This is a genomic window from Arthrobacter sp. NPDC058288 (assembly GCF_042880995.1).
In the GTDB taxonomy this organism is placed as follows: domain Bacteria; phylum Actinomycetota; class Actinomycetes; order Actinomycetales; family Micrococcaceae; genus Arthrobacter.
Map to the genome: position 1 here is coordinate 187,538 of NZ_JBHVYH010000007.1, position 15,943 is coordinate 203,480.

At 64.3% G+C, this 15,943-nt stretch carries 14 protein-coding genes; 5 read left to right on the top strand and 9 right to left on the bottom strand.

Annotated elements, in window-relative coordinates; genetic code table 11:
- Nucleotides 1-225 precede the first annotated feature (225 nt).
- Nucleotides 226-1,650, top strand: coding sequence for a type I glutamate--ammonia ligase (glnA, locus tag ACFVWT_RS17770; protein ID WP_209745941.1), 1,425 nt, complete (start codon nt 226-228; stop codon nt 1,648-1,650).
- Between the two features lie 81 nt (nt 1,651-1,731).
- On the opposite strand, the gene ACFVWT_RS17775 is transcribed toward glnA (ACFVWT_RS17770), so the two are convergent.
- The 5 genes from ACFVWT_RS17775 to glnA (ACFVWT_RS17795) all read right to left on the bottom strand — a co-directional run bounded on the left by ACFVWT_RS17775 (nt 1,732) and on the right by glnA (ACFVWT_RS17795) (nt 9,041).
- Nucleotides 1,732-2,247 carry a GNAT family N-acetyltransferase gene (locus ACFVWT_RS17775; protein WP_390250133.1) on the bottom strand — a complete coding sequence of 172 codons (516 nt, stop codon included), beginning with the start codon at nt 2,245-2,247 and terminating at the stop codon, nt 1,732-1,734.
- A 48-nt stretch (nt 2,248-2,295) separates the two neighbouring features.
- Nucleotides 2,296-3,045, bottom strand: a complete 750-nt coding sequence (locus ACFVWT_RS17780; RefSeq protein WP_390250135.1) for an amino acid ABC transporter ATP-binding protein — start codon at nt 3,043-3,045, stop codon at nt 2,296-2,298.
- Entirely contained in the window at nt 3,042-4,490 is a 1,449-nt protein-coding gene (locus ACFVWT_RS17785; protein WP_390250295.1) for an amino acid ABC transporter substrate-binding protein/permease, read from the bottom strand. The genes ACFVWT_RS17780 and ACFVWT_RS17785 overlap by 4 nt, the downstream gene beginning before the upstream one ends.
- Before the next feature lie 189 nt (nt 4,491-4,679).
- A complete protein-coding gene (locus tag ACFVWT_RS17790; protein WP_390250137.1) occupies nt 4,680-7,691 on the bottom strand; it encodes a bifunctional [glutamine synthetase] adenylyltransferase/[glutamine synthetase]-adenylyl-L-tyrosine phosphorylase in 3,012 nt (1,003 codons plus the stop codon).
- 9 nt (nt 7,692-7,700) lie between these two features.
- Nucleotides 7,701-9,041: a type I glutamate--ammonia ligase gene (gene glnA, locus ACFVWT_RS17795; RefSeq protein ID WP_011691452.1), complete on the bottom strand. Its 1,341-nt coding sequence runs from the start codon at nt 9,039-9,041 to the stop codon at nt 7,701-7,703.
- A gap of 269 nt (nt 9,042-9,310) precedes the next feature.
- Between glnA (ACFVWT_RS17795) and panB the strand changes: the two genes are divergently transcribed.
- Nucleotides 9,311-10,216 (top strand): 3-methyl-2-oxobutanoate hydroxymethyltransferase, encoded by a 906-nt coding sequence (gene panB / locus ACFVWT_RS17800; protein ID WP_390250139.1) that lies wholly within the window; start codon nt 9,311-9,313, stop codon nt 10,214-10,216.
- Nucleotides 10,217-10,250: 34 nt separating this feature from the next.
- On the opposite strand, the gene ACFVWT_RS17805 is transcribed toward panB, so the two are convergent.
- Nucleotides 10,251-10,415: an SPOR domain-containing protein gene (locus ACFVWT_RS17805; protein WP_144406352.1), complete on the bottom strand. Its 165-nt coding sequence runs from the start codon at nt 10,413-10,415 to the stop codon at nt 10,251-10,253.
- Nucleotides 10,416-10,540: 125 nt separating this feature from the next.
- On the opposite strand from ACFVWT_RS17805, the gene map reads away from it, so the two are divergent.
- Entirely contained in the window at nt 10,541-11,419 is an 879-nt protein-coding gene (gene map / locus ACFVWT_RS17810) for a type I methionyl aminopeptidase (RefSeq protein WP_390250141.1), read from the top strand.
- A gap of 72 nt (nt 11,420-11,491) precedes the next feature.
- A complete protein-coding gene (gene ppgK / locus ACFVWT_RS17815; RefSeq protein WP_390250143.1) occupies nt 11,492-12,295 on the top strand; it encodes a polyphosphate--glucose phosphotransferase in 804 nt (267 codons plus the stop codon).
- 327 nt (nt 12,296-12,622) lie between these two features.
- Here ppgK and nrdR read toward each other — a convergent pair whose 3' ends face one another.
- The 3 genes from nrdR to ACFVWT_RS17830 all read right to left on the bottom strand — a co-directional run bounded on the left by nrdR (nt 12,623) and on the right by ACFVWT_RS17830 (nt 15,305).
- On the bottom strand, nt 12,623-13,120 hold the full coding sequence (nrdR, locus tag ACFVWT_RS17820; protein ID WP_390250145.1) for a transcriptional regulator NrdR: 498 nt from the start codon (nt 13,118-13,120) through the stop codon (nt 12,623-12,625).
- 137 nt (nt 13,121-13,257) lie between these two features.
- Nucleotides 13,258-14,634 carry a histidinol dehydrogenase gene (gene hisD, locus ACFVWT_RS17825; protein WP_390250147.1) on the bottom strand — a complete coding sequence of 459 codons (1,377 nt, stop codon included), beginning with the start codon at nt 14,632-14,634 and terminating at the stop codon, nt 13,258-13,260.
- Between the two features lie 98 nt (nt 14,635-14,732).
- Nucleotides 14,733-15,305 (bottom strand): hypothetical protein, encoded by a 573-nt coding sequence (locus tag ACFVWT_RS17830; protein ID WP_390250149.1) that lies wholly within the window; start codon nt 15,303-15,305, stop codon nt 14,733-14,735.
- 178 nt (nt 15,306-15,483) lie between these two features.
- Between ACFVWT_RS17830 and ACFVWT_RS17835 the strand changes: the two genes are divergently transcribed.
- Entirely contained in the window at nt 15,484-15,942 is a 459-nt protein-coding gene (locus tag ACFVWT_RS17835; protein ID WP_390250297.1) for a flavin reductase family protein, read from the top strand.
- Nucleotide 15,943 lies beyond the last annotated feature (1 nt).

Below are 15,943 nucleotides of genomic sequence, written 5' to 3' on the forward strand. Positions count from 1 at the left end.
GGATGCGGATGGACCACAGTGTGGACACCGTATAGCGTTTACATATCAGGCGGTTCTGTAACCTGCCGGAAACATAGCGGACATGGCCGGGAAATCCCGTGTCCCTAGGGTGGTAACAGTTGCTAGCGAGCTAGGAGCGGGGACACTTTTGTGTTTTCGCGCCGTCGGATTGCGCTGGACCACATGGCTTTCCAGCCAGTTATTACTTATGCGTAAGGAGCATAGATGTTTAAGACTGCGGACGAGGTCCTCAAGTTCATCAAGGACGAAGATATTAAGTTCGTCGATATCCGCTTCACCGACCTTCCTGGCGTGCAGCAGCACTTCAACGTGCCGGCCAAGAGCGTTGATGCAGACTTCTTCATCAACGGCCAGCTCTTCGACGGTTCGTCCATCCGCGGCTTCCAGGGCATCGCCGAGTCCGACATGCAGCTCATCCCGGACGTCACCACGGCCTTCCTGGACACGTTCCGCATGGAAAAGACCCTCGCTCTGAACTTCTCCATCGTGAACCCCCGCACCGGTGACCCTTACCACCGCGACCCCCGCGGCGTAGCCGAGAAGGCTGAGGCCTACCTCGCGTCCACCGGCATCGCCGACACCGCGTTCTTCGCTCCCGAGGCCGAGTTCTTCGTCTTCGACAACGTCCAGTACCAGTCCTCGCCGCAGGGCAGCTTCTACAAGATCGACTCCGAAGAAGCACACTGGAACACCGGCCGCGAAGAAGAAGGCGGAAACCTCGGCTACAAGACGCCCGTCAAGGGTGGCTACTTCCCGGTCTCCCCCACCGACAAGCAGGCCGACCTGCGCGACGCCATGTGTGTTGCCCTGGACGAAGCCGGCCTTGAGGTCGAGCGCAGCCACCACGAAGTCGGTTCCGCCGGCCAGGCTGAAATCAACTACAAGTTCACCACGCTGACCCACGCTGCTGATGACCTGCAGAAGTTCAAGTACGTCATCAAGAACACCGCCGACGCCTGGGGCAAGTCCGTCACCTTCATGCCGAAGCCGGTCTTCGGTGACAACGGCTCCGGCATGCACTGCCACCAGTCGCTGTGGAACGGTGGCGAGCCGCTGTTCTACGACGAAAAGGGCTACGCCGGCCTCTCCGACATGGCCCGCTGGTACATCGGCGGCCTGCTGAAGCACTCCTCCGCAGTCCTCGCCTTCACCAACCCGACGGTCAACTCGTACCGCCGCCTGGTCAAGGGCTTCGAAGCTCCGGTCAACATGGTCTACTCGCAGGGCAACCGCTCCGCCGGTATCCGCATCCCGATCACGGGCTCCAACCCGAAGGCCAAGCGCATCGAGTTCCGCGCTCCGGACCCCTCGTCCAACCCGTACCTGGCGTTCGCTGCCCAGCTGATGGCCGGCATTGACGGTATCCGCAACCGCATCGAACCGCCGGCTCCCATCGACAAGGACCTCTACGAGCTCCCCGCCGAAGAAGCCAAGGATATCCCCAAGGCTCCGGGCACCCTCGAGGAAGCCCTGGAAGCTCTGGCCGAGGACAACGAGTTCCTCCAGGCCGGCGGCGTGTTCACCCAGGACCTGATCGACACCTGGATCGAGTACAAGTACGAGAACGAGATCCGTCCGCTCTCACTGCGCCCGAACCCGTACGAGTTCGAGCTCTACTACGGCGTCTAGTCGACACCGGCTTTCCACCAGCGGATCGCACGACGACGGCCCCCACCTTTCGGTGGGGGCCGTTTTCCCTTAACCCGCGGCTCAGAAGGCCCGGTACATGGTCCGCTGCGGCCCGGCATTTCCGCCGAGGTACGGCCCGCGGTCCTCGAATCCCGCTTTGCGGTAGGCTGCCTGACCGGCGGGGTTGCGTTCGTTCACCGAAAGGACGACGCCGGTCTCTCCCCCGCCCAGCCTGGCCGTCAGTTTAGCGGCCTCCCGGACCGCTGCAGAGGCTGCGAGGGTGCCCAGTCCCTGGCCTTGGCGGCGGCGGTCGATGACGAACCCGCGCAGCAGCCACACCGGCTCGTCATCGGCCCATCCGGCGAGCGATGCCGCCCCGCGTTGCAGCGTCAGCACCCCCACTGCTGCACCGCCGGAATCCACCACATAGGGAACGCGTGAATCCTCTTCCAGGGCCACGAGCATCATGCGCAGCGGATCCCCGGCGAAGTCCTGCTGGTCCGCGGCGAGCTCCAGTTCCGCAACTTCCCCGAGCTTGACCGCCTGTGCGTCGTCGTCGAGGTTTTTCAGGGCAATGAGCCACACGGAATCAGGCATGCAAGAAGCGTACCCAACTCACTCGGGATGACCCGCCGGACCCCTGCGTTACAGGACCTTGGAAAGGAAATCCCGGGTGCGCTGCTGCTGGGGGTTCCCGAATAGGTCCTCCGGGCGTCCCTGCTCGCAAATGACCCCGTCAGCCATGAACAGCACGCGGTCGGCCACTTCCCGGGCAAAGCCCATCTCGTGGGTGACCAGCACCATCGTCATGCCCTCGCGGGCGAGGTCCTTGATAACCTGCAGGACCTCGCCCACCATCTCGGGATCCAGCGCGGACGTTGCTTCGTCGAAGAGCATGATGTCAGGGTTCATGGCCAGCGCCCGGGCGATCGCCACGCGCTGCTTCTGGCCGCCGGAGAGCGAGGCCGGGCGGGCGTCGGCCTTCTCGGCGAGGCCAACGCGGTCCAGGAGCTTCAGCGCGTTGGCCCGGGCCTCGTCCTTGCCCTGCTTTTTGGACTCCACCGGCGCCAGCATGATGTTCTCGATCACGGACATATGCGGGAACAGGTTGAAGTGCTGGAAGACCATGCCGATGTGCCGGCGGACCTCGTTGATGTCCACCTTGGGGTCCGTCACGTCGAAGCCGTCCACGGTGACGTGGCCGCCGGTGATGTCCTCCAGCTTGTTCAGGCAGCGCAGGAAGGTGGACTTTCCCGAACCGGAGGGTCCGATCACGCAGACCACCTCCCCTTCGGCGACCTCGGCGTTAATGCCTTTGAGCACCTGGTTGGAACCGAAAGACTTCGTCAGTTCCCTGACGGAAATCTTGCTGGGTGCAGTCAGTGACGTGCTCATTTGTTGAACCTCTTATCCGCGACGTTGGCCAGTTTGGTCAGCAGCATGATGACCACGAAGTACAGGACGGCGACGATCAGCAGGGTTTCGGTGATCCTGAAGTTGCCTGCGTAGATCTGCTGGCCTTGGTAGAGCAGTTCGGCGAAACCGATGGCGAGCAGCAGCGAGCTGTCCTTGAGCATGATAATCAGCTGATTGATCAGGGAGGGCGTCATGATCTTGAACGCCTGCGGGACCACCACTTTTTGCATGGACTTGGCGTATCCGAGGCCCAGGCTGCGGCTGGCTTCGAGCTGGCCCGGGTCCACCGACTGGATGGAGCCGCGGACAATTTCGGTGATGTAGGCACCCGCGTTGAGGCTGAGCGTCAGCACACCCGCCACCCAGATATCAATAGGCTGGCCGGTCAGCTGGGGAATGCCGAAATAGAAGAAGAAGGCCCAGACCAGCAGCGGGGTGCCTCGGAAGATGCTGACGAAGGTGGTGGCGATTCCGCGCAGCACCACGCTGGTGGAGATCTTCAGGAACCCCATGAAGAGGCCGATCAGCATGGCCAGGGCGAAGGAAATCGCGGTGACCAGGACAGTGTTGCCGAGGCCCTTCATCAGTGCCGGGAAGCTGTTGACCAGCAGGTCCCAGAAGCTGGACTCGGCCGCCTGTGTGGGGTCCTTGAGGTACTTGTCCAGGATCTCCTGGTACTTTCCGCTGGACTTCAGCTCCGCCAACCCGGTGTTGAACGCTTGGAGCAGTTCCGGGTTCTGGCCCTTATTCACGGCGAAACCGTAGGAGCCGCCCTTTTCCTTCTCGGACACGGCCTTGAGTCCGTTGTTCTGGCTGATGCCGTAGGCCAGGACCGGATAGTCATCGAAAACGGCGACGGCGTTCCCTGACTTTACGAGCTCGTACATGGTGGCGGACTGGTCCAGGGCTTTGACCGTAAAGCCGTACTGGCCGGCGATCGACTTGGCGAACGTTTCGCCCTCGCTGCCGGTCTTGGCCGTGACTGTCTTGCCTTTGAGGTCTTCGTATCCCTTGATCTCCGTGTTGGACTTGGCAACGGCCATCTGCACGCCCGACTCAAAGTAGGGGTCGGAGAAGTCGTAGATCTGCTTGCGCGGCTCCGTGATGGACATGCCGGCGATGACGCCGTCCACCTGGTTGGAGGAAAGCGCCTGCAGGGCCGCGTTGAAGCCGAGCGACTTGATCTCGACGGCGAATCCCTGGTTCTTGGCGATCTCGCGGATGATGTCCATGTCGATGCCGGTCAGTTCACCGCCGGCGTCACGGAATTCGAACGGGGCGAACGTGGTGTCCGTGCCGATGACGAAGGTCTTTCCGGAAAGGTTCGACGGCGCGGCGGTCGCGTGCGCTGAACCGGCGGCCATCGCGGCAGCTGCTGGTGCGTCCGTCGGCGCCGCGGCGGCGCCTGCGGCACCGAAGATCATCGCGGCCAGGGCCAGCAAGGCACCGACGACTGTAGCCGTCCGGGGCCTGGCGACCTTGGTCTGCTGGAGTCCGGGCAAGTTGATACAACTCCTAGGTAAATGCGGTAACCGGTCCCGAAGACCGGCAAAGTACCCCTCGAGGCTACCCGCATTTGTGCATCAGCCCGGAGAAGCCGGCCTCACGGCCGCCTACTGGCCATAAAATACGCGGTCAAATACCGCGCGGGCCTGCCTGCTGATCCGCAGGTAGTCTTCTTCGAGCGCCGCAGCGTTACCAGGCTGGTAGCCGCACCAGCGGGCCACGGCTTCCAGGTCCCTGCGGGAGGAGGGAAGCAGGTCGGACGCGCGGCCGGTCCAAATCACGTTTGCCGACCTGATGCGGCTCGCCAGCCGCCAGGCCTTGAGCAGGAGTTCGGCTTCGTCCCGCTCCAGGAGTCCGAGGGAGGCCGCGGCTTCCAGGGCCGGCACGGTGGACGTGGTCCGCAGTTCCGGGTGCTGTCCCGCATGTTGCAGCTGCAGCAGTTGAACGAGCCATTCGACGTCGCTCAGGCCGCCGCGGCCCAGCTTGAGGTGCCGGGCCGGATCCGCGCCCCGGGGCAGCCGTTCGGCTTCTACCCTGGCCTTGACGCGTCGGATTTCCCGCACGTCCTTCTCCGAGAGTTCCGCCGGATAGCGGATGGGGTCGATCAGCTGAACGAAGTCCGCGGCGAGGTCGTCGTCACCGGCGATGGGCAATGCGCGCAGCAGTGCCTGGGCTTCCCAGACCAGCGACCATCGGCGGTAGTACTCAGCATAGGACTCCAGTGAACGGACCATGGCGCCGCTCTTGCCTTCGGGCCTCAGGTCGGCATCCACCATCAGCACCCGCTCGGCCAGGATGGCGGGCTTGAGCGGCTGGGTCAGCAGGTTGGAAATGTGGTTCACAATCTGCGCGGCCTGGTTCTGGGCCTCTTCGTCGGAGACACCCGGCAGGCCGCGGTGGACATACATGACGTCCGCGTCCGAGCCATAACCGATTTCACGACCGCCCTGCCGTCCCATGGCCACCACCAGGACGCGTGTCTTCAGGGGACCAGACGCGGCCACAATTCCCTCGGCCACCCGGAGGGCTCCCAGCACTGCTGCGCGGTCCGTGTCCGCCAGGGCAGCGCCCACCTGGTCCTGGTTCAGCAGGCCGGCGCTGTCCGCAATGGCGACCCTGAGGATCTCCCTGCGCCGGATCAGCCGGATAAGCCGCATGGCGCTTTCCGGATCCTCGTGCCGCGACATCTTTGACGTGATTTCCAGCCACTGGGCTTCGAATTCCAGCGGGGCCAGGTCCTTGTCGGTCCCCAGCCAGGCGACCGATTCCGGGGAGACCTCCAGGAGGTCGGCCATCAGTCTCGAGTTGGAGAGCACATGGCACAGCCGCTCGGCGGCGGCCGTCGAATCCCGCAGCATCCCCAGATACCAGTGTGTTGTTCCCAGCGCCTCGCTGACGCGGCGGAAACCCAGCAGCCCGGCGTCGGGATCCACGCCGTCGGCGAGCCACCCGAGCAGAATGGGCAGGAGCTGGCGTTGCAGCGCCGCACGCCGGCTGACGCCGGCGGTGAGGGCCTCGATATGCCGCATAGCGCCGCGCGGATCCAAGTAACCGAGGGCGGCCAGGCGGCCTTGGGCGGCCTCCGGTGTCAGGCGCGCTTCTTCGCTGCTCAGCTTGGCGGCGGTATTCAGCAGCGGGCGGTAGAAGATTCGCTCGTGCAGTTCCCGGACGGAACGCTTGGTCTTCTGCCAGGCCGCCAGGAGGGCATCGGGATGGGGGCGTTCACGGGCGAACGGGCCCAGTACCGCCTTCGCGAGTGCGCGCAGTGCCTCTTCCCGCACCGGCATCAAGTGGGTGCGGCGCAGCTGGAAGAGCTGGATCCGGTGCTCCAGGAGCCTCAGGTACCGGTAGGCATGGTCGAACTCCGCGGCGTCGGTCCGCCCGATGTAGCCTCCGGCCGAGAGGGCGGCGATGGCCGACGTGGTGTCCCGGCGGCGGAGCGATTCATCGGCTTTGCCGTGCACCAGCTGCAGCAGCTGGACCGTGAATTCGACGTCCCGCAGGCCGCCGCGGCCCAGTTTGATCTGGCGTTGTTCCTCCTCCACGGGTATGTTGTCCGTGACCCGCCGGCGCATGGCCTGCACAGATTCCACGAACCCTTCACGGTTCGCCGAGCCCCAGACCAGTGGAAGTACGGCCTCCTCGTACCGGGCGCCCAGCTCCGCGTCCCCGGCAATGGTCCGCGCTTTCAGGAGTGCCTGGAACTCCCAGCTTTCGGCCCAGCGGGCGTAGTAGCTCTGATGCGACGCCAGCGTCCGCACCAGCGGCCCCGATTTGCCCTCGGGCCGCAGATTGGCGTCCACCTCCCACAGGCCGGGTTCACGGCCAATGGACATGATGGCCCGCGAAATCCCGGTGGCAAGGGCGGTGCCAATGGTGTTGGCACGGGCGTCGTCGAGTCCGTCAGCCTCGATCACATAGATGACGTCGACGTCGGAGATGTAGTTGAGTTCGCGCGCCCCGCATTTGCCCATGCCGATAACGGCCAGCCCGACGTCGGCGACCTCCGCCGCGTCGAACTGCCCGCCTGCTTCCGCGCGGGACACTGCCAGGGCCGCTTCGATGGCCGCGCCCGCGAGATCCGCCAGTTCGGCGCCGGCGGCGGGCATGAAATCCAGCGGATCGGCGGCGCACAGATCCTTGACCGCCAGGTCCACCACACCCCTGCGGTAGGCGGTGCGAAGCGCCACATAGGCTTCGGGACCGGACAATCCGGCCACCGGCCTGCGCGCTTTAGGGTCGGCCTGCACGGACCGCAGAAGCCGCGACCTCAGCTCCCCGGCATCCGCCGCGACCGGTTCGGGGCTCGCCACCACGTCAAAGGCGTCAAGATGCTCCGGATGGCGGATCAGGAACTCGCCCAGGGCCTCGGAGGCGCCCAGGACCCGGTAGAGCGGCTCGCTCGTATCGATGTCCGCAGCAGCCAGCTTCCGAAGGTCGGGATGCTTTTCGATCAGCCGTACCAGTGACTGAAGCGCGGTGTCGGGGTTGGCTGCCAGGTGGAAGCCCGCGAACAGTGCCTCCTGGTCGATCCCCTCCAGTTCCCGGGCAGCCAGGAACCGCTCCCCCTTTTCCAGATCACTGAAACCGGCGGAGATCAGGCGACGGGCAAGGCTCACCGCTGCCCCCTACAGGATGCCGAGATTACGCTGCAGCTCGTAGGGCGTCACCTGGAGACGGTAGTCCTGCCATTCGGCGCGCTTGTTGCGCAGGAAGTACTCGAAGACCTGCTCGCCCAGGATCTGCGGCATGAGTTCGGAGTCCTCCATGGCCCTGATGGCGTCGTGCAGGCTCGCAGGCAGAGGGTCGTGCCCCATGGCGCGGCGCTCGGCCGAACTCAGCGACCAGATGTCGTCCTCGGCGGCGGCGGGAATCTCATAGCCCTCTTCGATGCCCTTGAGCCCTGCGCCCAGCAGCACAGCATAGGCGAGGTAGGGGTTGGCGGCGGAATCGATGCCGCGGTATTCAATGCGTGCCGACTGGCCCTTGCCAGGCTTGTAGAGCGGGACGCGTACCAGCGCGGAGCGGTTGTTGTGGCCCCAGCTCAGGTAGCTGGGCGCTTCGCCGCCGCCCCACAGCCGCTTGTACGAGTTCACGAACTGATTGGTCACGGCCGTGAATTCGGGGGCGTGCTTGAGGATGCCTGCGATGAACTGTTTGGCCGTCTTGGACAGCTGGAATTCGGCACCCGCTTCGTAGAAGGCGTTGGTATCGCCTTCGAAAAGGGAGAAGTGCGTGTGCATGCCGGACCCCGGGTGGGCTGTGAACGGCTTCGGCATAAAGGTGGCGTAGGTGCCCTGCTGCAGGGCCACTTCCTTGATGACGGTACGGAAGGTCATGATGTTGTCCGCCGTCTGCAGCGCGTCCGCGTAGCGGAGGTCGATCTCATTCTGGCCGGGTCCGGCTTCGTGGTGGCTGAACTCGACGGAAATTCCCACGGATTCGAGCATGGTGACGGCGGTGCGCCGGAAATCCTGTGCGACGCCGCCGGGGACGTGGTCGAAGTAGCCGCCCTCGTCGACCGGGACGGGGGAACCGTCTGGTCCCGGCTCCTGCGACTTCAGGAGGTAGAACTCGATCTCGGGGTGGGTGTAGCAGGTGAAGCCCATGTCGGCCGCTTTGGCGAGGGTGCGCTTCAGGACGTTCCGGGGGTCCGCCGCGGAGGGCTCGCCGTCGGGCGTCAGAATGTCGCAGTACATGCGTGATGTCTGTTCAGTTTCCCCGCGCCACGGCAGGATCTGGAACGTCGAGGGGTCCGGCTGCGCCAGCATGTCCGACTCGAACACGCGGGCCAAGCCCTCGATCGCAGAACCATCGAAGCCCAGGCCTTCTTCGAAGGCACCCTCGACTTCGGCGGGAGCAAGCGCAACAGACTTGAGTGAACCCACGACGTCCGTGAACCACAGACGCACGAACCGCACGTCGCGCTCTTCGATCGTCCGCAGGACAAACTCTTGCTGGCGGTCCATTATGGCCTCTTCTCCGGATCAACATTTTGATGCCCCGGGTCCGTATTCCATAGAGCCGGCGGCAGCTCACGATTCACTTTACTAAGCATTCCCGCCGAATGTTGGAGCCGGACCTCCGCGTAACACAGCGTTAACACGCACAGCGGCACGCAACACCGGACTTAGGGGTTGCGACCGGCCCTGGCGGGACGTCGCTTTGTGACGCGATTCACCGGAAGGGGCGGGCTGTCCGGTAGCTAGGACGCACAGTACCGCATTACGCTCTAGCCATGGCCACAAGCAACAGTTCCGATTCCAGCATGTCCGCTGAAGTACCTGCTCCCTACGGCAACGGTCCCGCCAACGCGCCCGCAACGCCGTCGGACACCGCAAGAAAGCCCGTGGCACGAATCCGGACCCACCACCTGCAGCAGGCCAAGGACAAGGGTGAGCACTTTGCCATGCTCACGGCCTACGAACAGTACACGGCAGAGATCTTCGACGAAGCGGGCATCGAGGTGCTTCTCGTGGGCGACTCCGCGTCCAACAACGTCTTCGGTAACGAAACCAGCCTTCCGGTCACCGTGGACGAGCTCCTTCCGCTGTGCCGTGCCGTGGCGAGGTCAGCCAAACGGGCGCTTGTGGTTGCGGACCTTCCGTTCGGAAGCTACGAGATTTCAGCAGAGCAGGCCGTGGCCACCGGAGTCCGCTTCCTGAAGGAAGGACTCGCCCATGCCGTGAAGATTGAAGGCGGCAAGTTCTACGCGGACACCGTCCGGGCCATGGTCCAGGCCGGCATTCCGGTGATGGCGCACATCGGCTTCACCCCGCAGAGCGAGCATTCCCTGGGCGGCTACCGGGTCCAGGGCCGGGGCGATGACGCCCAACGGCTGATCGACGACGCGGTCGCACTCGCCGACGCGGGCGCCTTTAGTGTCCTGATGGAAATGGTTCCTGCCGCCACTGCCGCGGCCGTTGATGCAGCCATTGCCGTTCCGACGGTGGGCATTGGCGCGGGTAACACCACAACAGGCCAGGTCCTGGTGTGGCAGGACATGGCTGGGCTGCGCGGCGGGAAAATGGCCAAATTCGTCAAACAATACGCTGACCTGCGCACGTCGCTGAGCAATGCGGCCAAGGCCTACGGTGAAGACGTCCGGACGGGGCAGTTCCCCGGCCCCGAGCATTCGTTCTAGCCGGACCCGGGCCGGGCCACCCCCGGTTCGTGGCTTAGTCCTCGTCGCCCTTTTCCCATGACTCGTTGCGCGCCTTGACCTTCTCCAGCGCATGCTCGGCCTCGGCGCGCGTCTTGTACGGCCCGATCAGCTGGGTCCAGTCGGACATGGCGTCCTCTTCCACCTCGTGGGTCTTGACGTTGTACCAGTACTCGGTCATCGCTGCTCCTCGCATCACGCAGGCTCCGCGCCCGCTGAAAGTGATCCACGTAACGTAGGGCTTCATCGGGTTCCGATCCGGCTTTCCGTTACATGGGCTTCTATGCCTGCTTATATGATCAATCTATGCCTTCTCTTGCCTCGACTGCACCCACCGGCACCCTGGTCCCCGGAACCGTCAGCCCGCAGCTGCCGGTCCCGGCGTCAATTCCCCGGCCCGAATACGTCGGCAAGCCGGGTCCGGAGAAGTTCACCGGCTCGGAGGTGAAATCCGCCGAGACCATTGAGAAAATCAGGATCGCCAGCCGTATCGCGGCCCAGGCCATCGTGGAAGTCGGCAAGCACATCGAACCCGGCGTAACAACGGACCAGCTGGACAAGATCGGCCACGAATTCCTGCTGGATCACAATGCGTATCCGTCGACGCTGGGTTACCGGGGCTTCCCCAAGTCGTTGTGCTCGTCGCTGAACGAAGTGATCTGCCATGGAATACCGGACAGCACGGTGGTCCAGGACGGCGACATCCTGAACATCGACATCACCGCTTTCATTGGCGGCGTTCACGGGGATACGAATTTCACGTTCCTCGTGGGAGATGTGGACGAAGAGTCCCGGCTCCTCGTGGAGCGCACCAAGGAATCCCTCAACCGTGCCATCAAGGCCGTGGCCCCAGGACGTGAGATCAACGTCATCGGCCGCGCCATCCAGTCGTATGCCAAGCGTTTCGGCTACGGCGTTGTCCGGGATTTCACGGGCCATGGTGTTGGCGAGGCTTTCCACACCGGCTTGATCATTCCGCATTATGATGCTGCTCCCGCTTACAACACGGTCATGGAAACGGGCATGGTGTTCACGATCGAACCCATGCTGACCCTCGGTACGGTTGAGTGGGACATGTGGGCCGATGACTGGACGGTGGTGACGCGCGACCGCAAGCGCACCGCCCAGTTCGAACACACCCTGCTCGTCACCGAGTCCGGCGCAGAAATCCTTACCCTGCCCTGATTGCCCGCCCGGTACGTGCCGGAACCTTTGCCTACAACCCTTTGCCCGCCCACAGCCACGAACGGAATCACATTGGCCAAGAAGGACGACAAGTCAACCAAGAACGCCCCGCTGATCGGAATCGACATCGGCGGAACCGGAATCAAGGGCGGCATTGTCGACCTCAAAAAGGGCAAACTCGTGGGTGACCGCTTCCGCGTTCCGACGCCGCAGCCCGCGACGCCGGAGTCGGTCGCGGAAACAGTTGCCGCGGTGGTCGCTGAGCTTGATGCACGGCCGGACGCGCCGTCCCCCGACTCCCCGATAGGTGTCACGTTCCCAGGCATCATCCAGCACGGCGTGGTTCATTCCGCGGCCAACGTCGACAAGTCCTGGCTCAACACGGACATTGACACGCTGCTGACCAAACGCCTGGGCCGCCCCGTGGAGGTCATCAACGACGCCGACGCAGCCGGTCTTGCCGAAGCCAGGTACGGCGCAGGTGCAGGTGTGTCCGGGACAGTCCTCGTGATTACGCTTGGGACGGGCATTGGCTCAGCCTTCATCTTCAACGGCAAGCTGGTCCCGAACGCCGAACTCGGACACCTCGAGATCGACGGCTTTGACGCCGAGAGCAAGGCTTCCGCCGTGGCCCGTGAACGCGACGGCCTGAGCTGGACCGAGTACAGTGTGCTGCTCCAGCGATACTTCTCCCACGTTGAATTCCTGTTCTCCCCCGAGCTCTTCATCGTCGGCGGCGGCATCTCCAAGCGGGCCGACGAGTACCTGCCGCACATGAAGCTGCGCACGAAGATCGTCCCGGCCGAGCTCAAGAACGACGCCGGCATTGTGGGCGCCGCGATCGAGGTCGCGCTCTCGCACAAACTGGCCAAGTAGGCAGGCTGCCGGTTCCATGACTGACTCAGGCGGGGACGTTGCCGTCGTCACCGGGGCCAGCCGTGGAATCGGCGCCACCATCGTCCTCCGTACGGAACGGGCCGGATACGCCGTTCCGGTGAACTACTGATTTATGCCTGCCAGGAAGCCGTGCGGCCGCTCACCACGGTCACTGGCGGTGGTGGCGTGGTGTAGCTCCTGTCCGGCAAGGCCGGCTACATAAACCGTGCCCTACTTCCCGTGGCCCGCGGCCGGTGACCCCCGTCGATAACGGGCGCTTGGTGCCGGTGGTGGCGTCGGCTTCCCCTCCGCTGCCACCACCGGAGTCTAAAGTGGGCTCTTTTCGGAGCTCTTGCCCTTGGCCGCCTTGGCTTCGACTTCGGCTTCATGGCGAAGGATGGAGATAGCGGTCTCAAAGTCTTCCAGGGATTCGAACGCCTGGTAGACGCTCGCGAACCGAAGATAGGCGACCTCGTCCAGCTTTTGAAGCGGACTGAGGATGGCGAGGCCCACCTCGTGGGCGTCAATCTCCGCAGCGCCGGACGCCCGGATTGTTTCCTCGACCTCCTGCGCCAGCATGGCAAGATCGTCTTCGGTCACGGGCCGTCCCTGGCAGGCCTTCCGTACGCCGTTGATCACCTTGCTCCGGCTGAAGGGCTCGCCGACACCGGAACGCTTGATCACAGTGAGGCTGGTGGTCTCAACGGTAGTGAAGCGGCGGCCGCATTCAGGACACTGCCGCCTACGCCGGATGGCGGAACCGTCGTCGGCCATGCGGCTGTCCACCACGCGCGAATCAGGGTTACGGCAAAACGGGCAATACACGTTGTTTCCTTCCCCTGGCCGGCGCTGAACAGGCCGAACGTCAACTCACAGGCTTGGATCCTGGCATACATTCGTCCGATCCCAGTTTACGACTACATATAGCTGAATAACAAGCCTGTAATTACTACATGTAGTGGTTAATCCGTTCCCGCGAAGCGCGCCGTCACGGCCTCGCCGTGGGCCGGCAAATCCTCGGCACCTGCAAGGCTCACGATGTGCCCGCTGACCTTCTCGAGGGCCGTCTTGCTGTAGTTGACCACCTGTATGGCGCGAAGGAACGTCGTGACGTTGAGGCCGGAAGAGAAAGCGGCCGTGCCGCTCGTCGGCAGCACGTGGTTGGACCCTGCGCAGTAGTCCCCCAGGCTGACGGGGCTGTAGTCCCCCACGAAGATTGCTCCCGCGTTGCGGATGCGGGCGGCCACCGCCGGGGCGTCCGCCGTCATGATTTCAAGGTGCTCAGCGGCGTAGGCGTCACAGGCCGCGATTCCCTGTTCGAGGTCGTCCACGAGCACCACGCCGGACTGAGGGCCGGACAAGGCTTCCCTTACACGTTCGGAATGCTTGGTCAAGGCGGCCTGCGCGGAGAGCTCGCCGCGGACGGCCCCGGCAAGATCCTCTGAGTCGGTAATGAGGACCGAGGCCGCCTTCGGATCGTGTTCGGCCTGGCTGATGAGGTCGGCCGCCACCAGCGACGGGCGGGCACTGCTGTCCGCAAGGATGGCGATTTCCGTGGTGCCTGCCTCGGAATCGATGCCGACAACGCCCTTGACCAGCCGTTTGGCGGTGGCAACGAAGATGTTGCCGGGCCCGGTCACCACGTCCACCGGGTCAAGGGCTGCCTCCGTGTCGTCCGCGGGAACACCGTAGGCAAAGGCCGCGATGGCCTGCGCGCCGCCGATGGCGTACACCTCATCAATGCCCAGCAGCGCCGCAGCGGCGAGGATGGTGGGGTGCGGGAGTCCCCCGAAGTCTTTCTGGGGAGGAGAAGCCAGGGCAATGGAGGCAACGCCGGCCGCCAGTGCCGGGACGACGTTCATGATGACCGACGACGGGTAGACCGCCAGTCCGCCGGGCACGTACAGCCCCACCCGGCCAACCGGAACCCAGTTCTGGCTTACGACGGCGCCTTCGCCCAGCTCGACGTCTACATTTGCCGGCCGCTGGCTGTCAGCGAACTTGCGTGCGCGACTGATCGATTCTTCCAGTGCGGCCCGCACTGCCGGGTCGAGGTTCTCCAGCGCTGACCGCAGCGCAGCGCCGGACACCCGCGGGTGTACCTGCTCGACGCCGTCGAACGTTTTGGCGAACTCACTCAGGGCGGCAAAGCCCCGGGAGCGCACCGCGGTAATGATCTCGGTGACCTTCTGCTCGGCGTCCGCCATGGTCTGGTGCCGGGCCCGTGGCACAGCCGACCGGAGTCCGGCGAGGGAGAGCCGCTGACCGCGCAGGTCAATGGTGCGGTAGTTGATGGCCGGGTCGGTGGTCTGTACGGGGCTGTCCGGAGAAATGGTCACCCGCCTATTTTACGTGCCGTCGGCGGACCCTCGCTTCCTGTTAAGTTGGGCCCTGTTTGGTCCGGCCCGGGAAGGACGGCTGCCCGGGGACCGCGAACCTAGCTGTCCTGCGCCGGCGGTTTACCCAGGAGGCTGACCAGGTTTGCCACAAAGACCGCAATGGCCACCGCCGCCGGCCAGATGGCCAGCACGGCCAGGGCACGGAGCGAGAAGGCGATGCTGGCGTTCCGGGCGGTATCTTCGGCAGGGCCCCACCATTGCCCCGCCAGCACCCCCGCTTGCCAGGCGATAAGTGCGCCGAACGCCCCGCCAACGACGGCGAGGAGGACCGCCCCGGGCGCCGGGGCGCCGGTGCGTTTTCCGTTCAGGAGGAATCCGGTAATGCAGCCCGCCAAGAGGAACAGTCCTGCCAGCACGAGGTCCCGGGGAAGCCAGCCTTCAGCGTTCGTTCCGGTGGCCAGGGAGGGATCGCCGGACAATAGGTTCAGCCCGCCCGGCGCCAACAGCCACCACAGGAGGCCGACCGGTACCCCGGCAGCGGCTATGACCGCAGGGACGCGCCAGGAGGGCCGGTCGCCACGGTAAAGTTCACCATAGGCAGGCGGGATGCCGGCCTCCCCGGAATGCTTCGGATTTTGCGGGACCGGGCCGGCGCCTGATGGCTGTGTCATGAAACAAACATTAACAAACGTTCACCGCCGCTCAACAAATGACGCGGCAGGTAACCAAGTCACCCACAGCTTCGGGCGCCCCCTACGCTGGCATGCAGGACCCGACCACGATTTTTTAGCAGGGAGTTAGATCACAGTGACCTCAGACAACGCAGCCTTCGAAGGCACGTTCAAGGAGATGTTCCGCCGGCATGCGGCCGGCGTGGCAATTATCACGGTGAACTACAACGGCACCCCGTACGGATTCACGGCTACCTCCGTCGCATCCTTGTCCGCCCAGCCCCCGCGCTTTACGTTCAACATGGCCCGCAGTTCCAGTTCATGGCCTGCCATCGCCAACACGACACACATCGGTGTCCACATGCTCGGGCTGGACAACCAGGAACTGGCAGACCGGTTCGCCCGGACCAAGAACAGGTTCGAGGGCGACCACTGGGAGCTCGGACCGCACGAAGTGCCCATCCTCAAGGACGTGGCCGGCTGGCTGATCGGCAAAATCCAGATGCGCCTCTCCTTCGAGAACAATGCGGTTGTTGTGGTGGAAGTCGTGGAAGGACAGGTGGGCGAGGACGGCACGCCGCTGCTCTACCATTCGGGCGCCTACAGCCAGCCCGTGCCTCTCGACTACGAAATCTAGG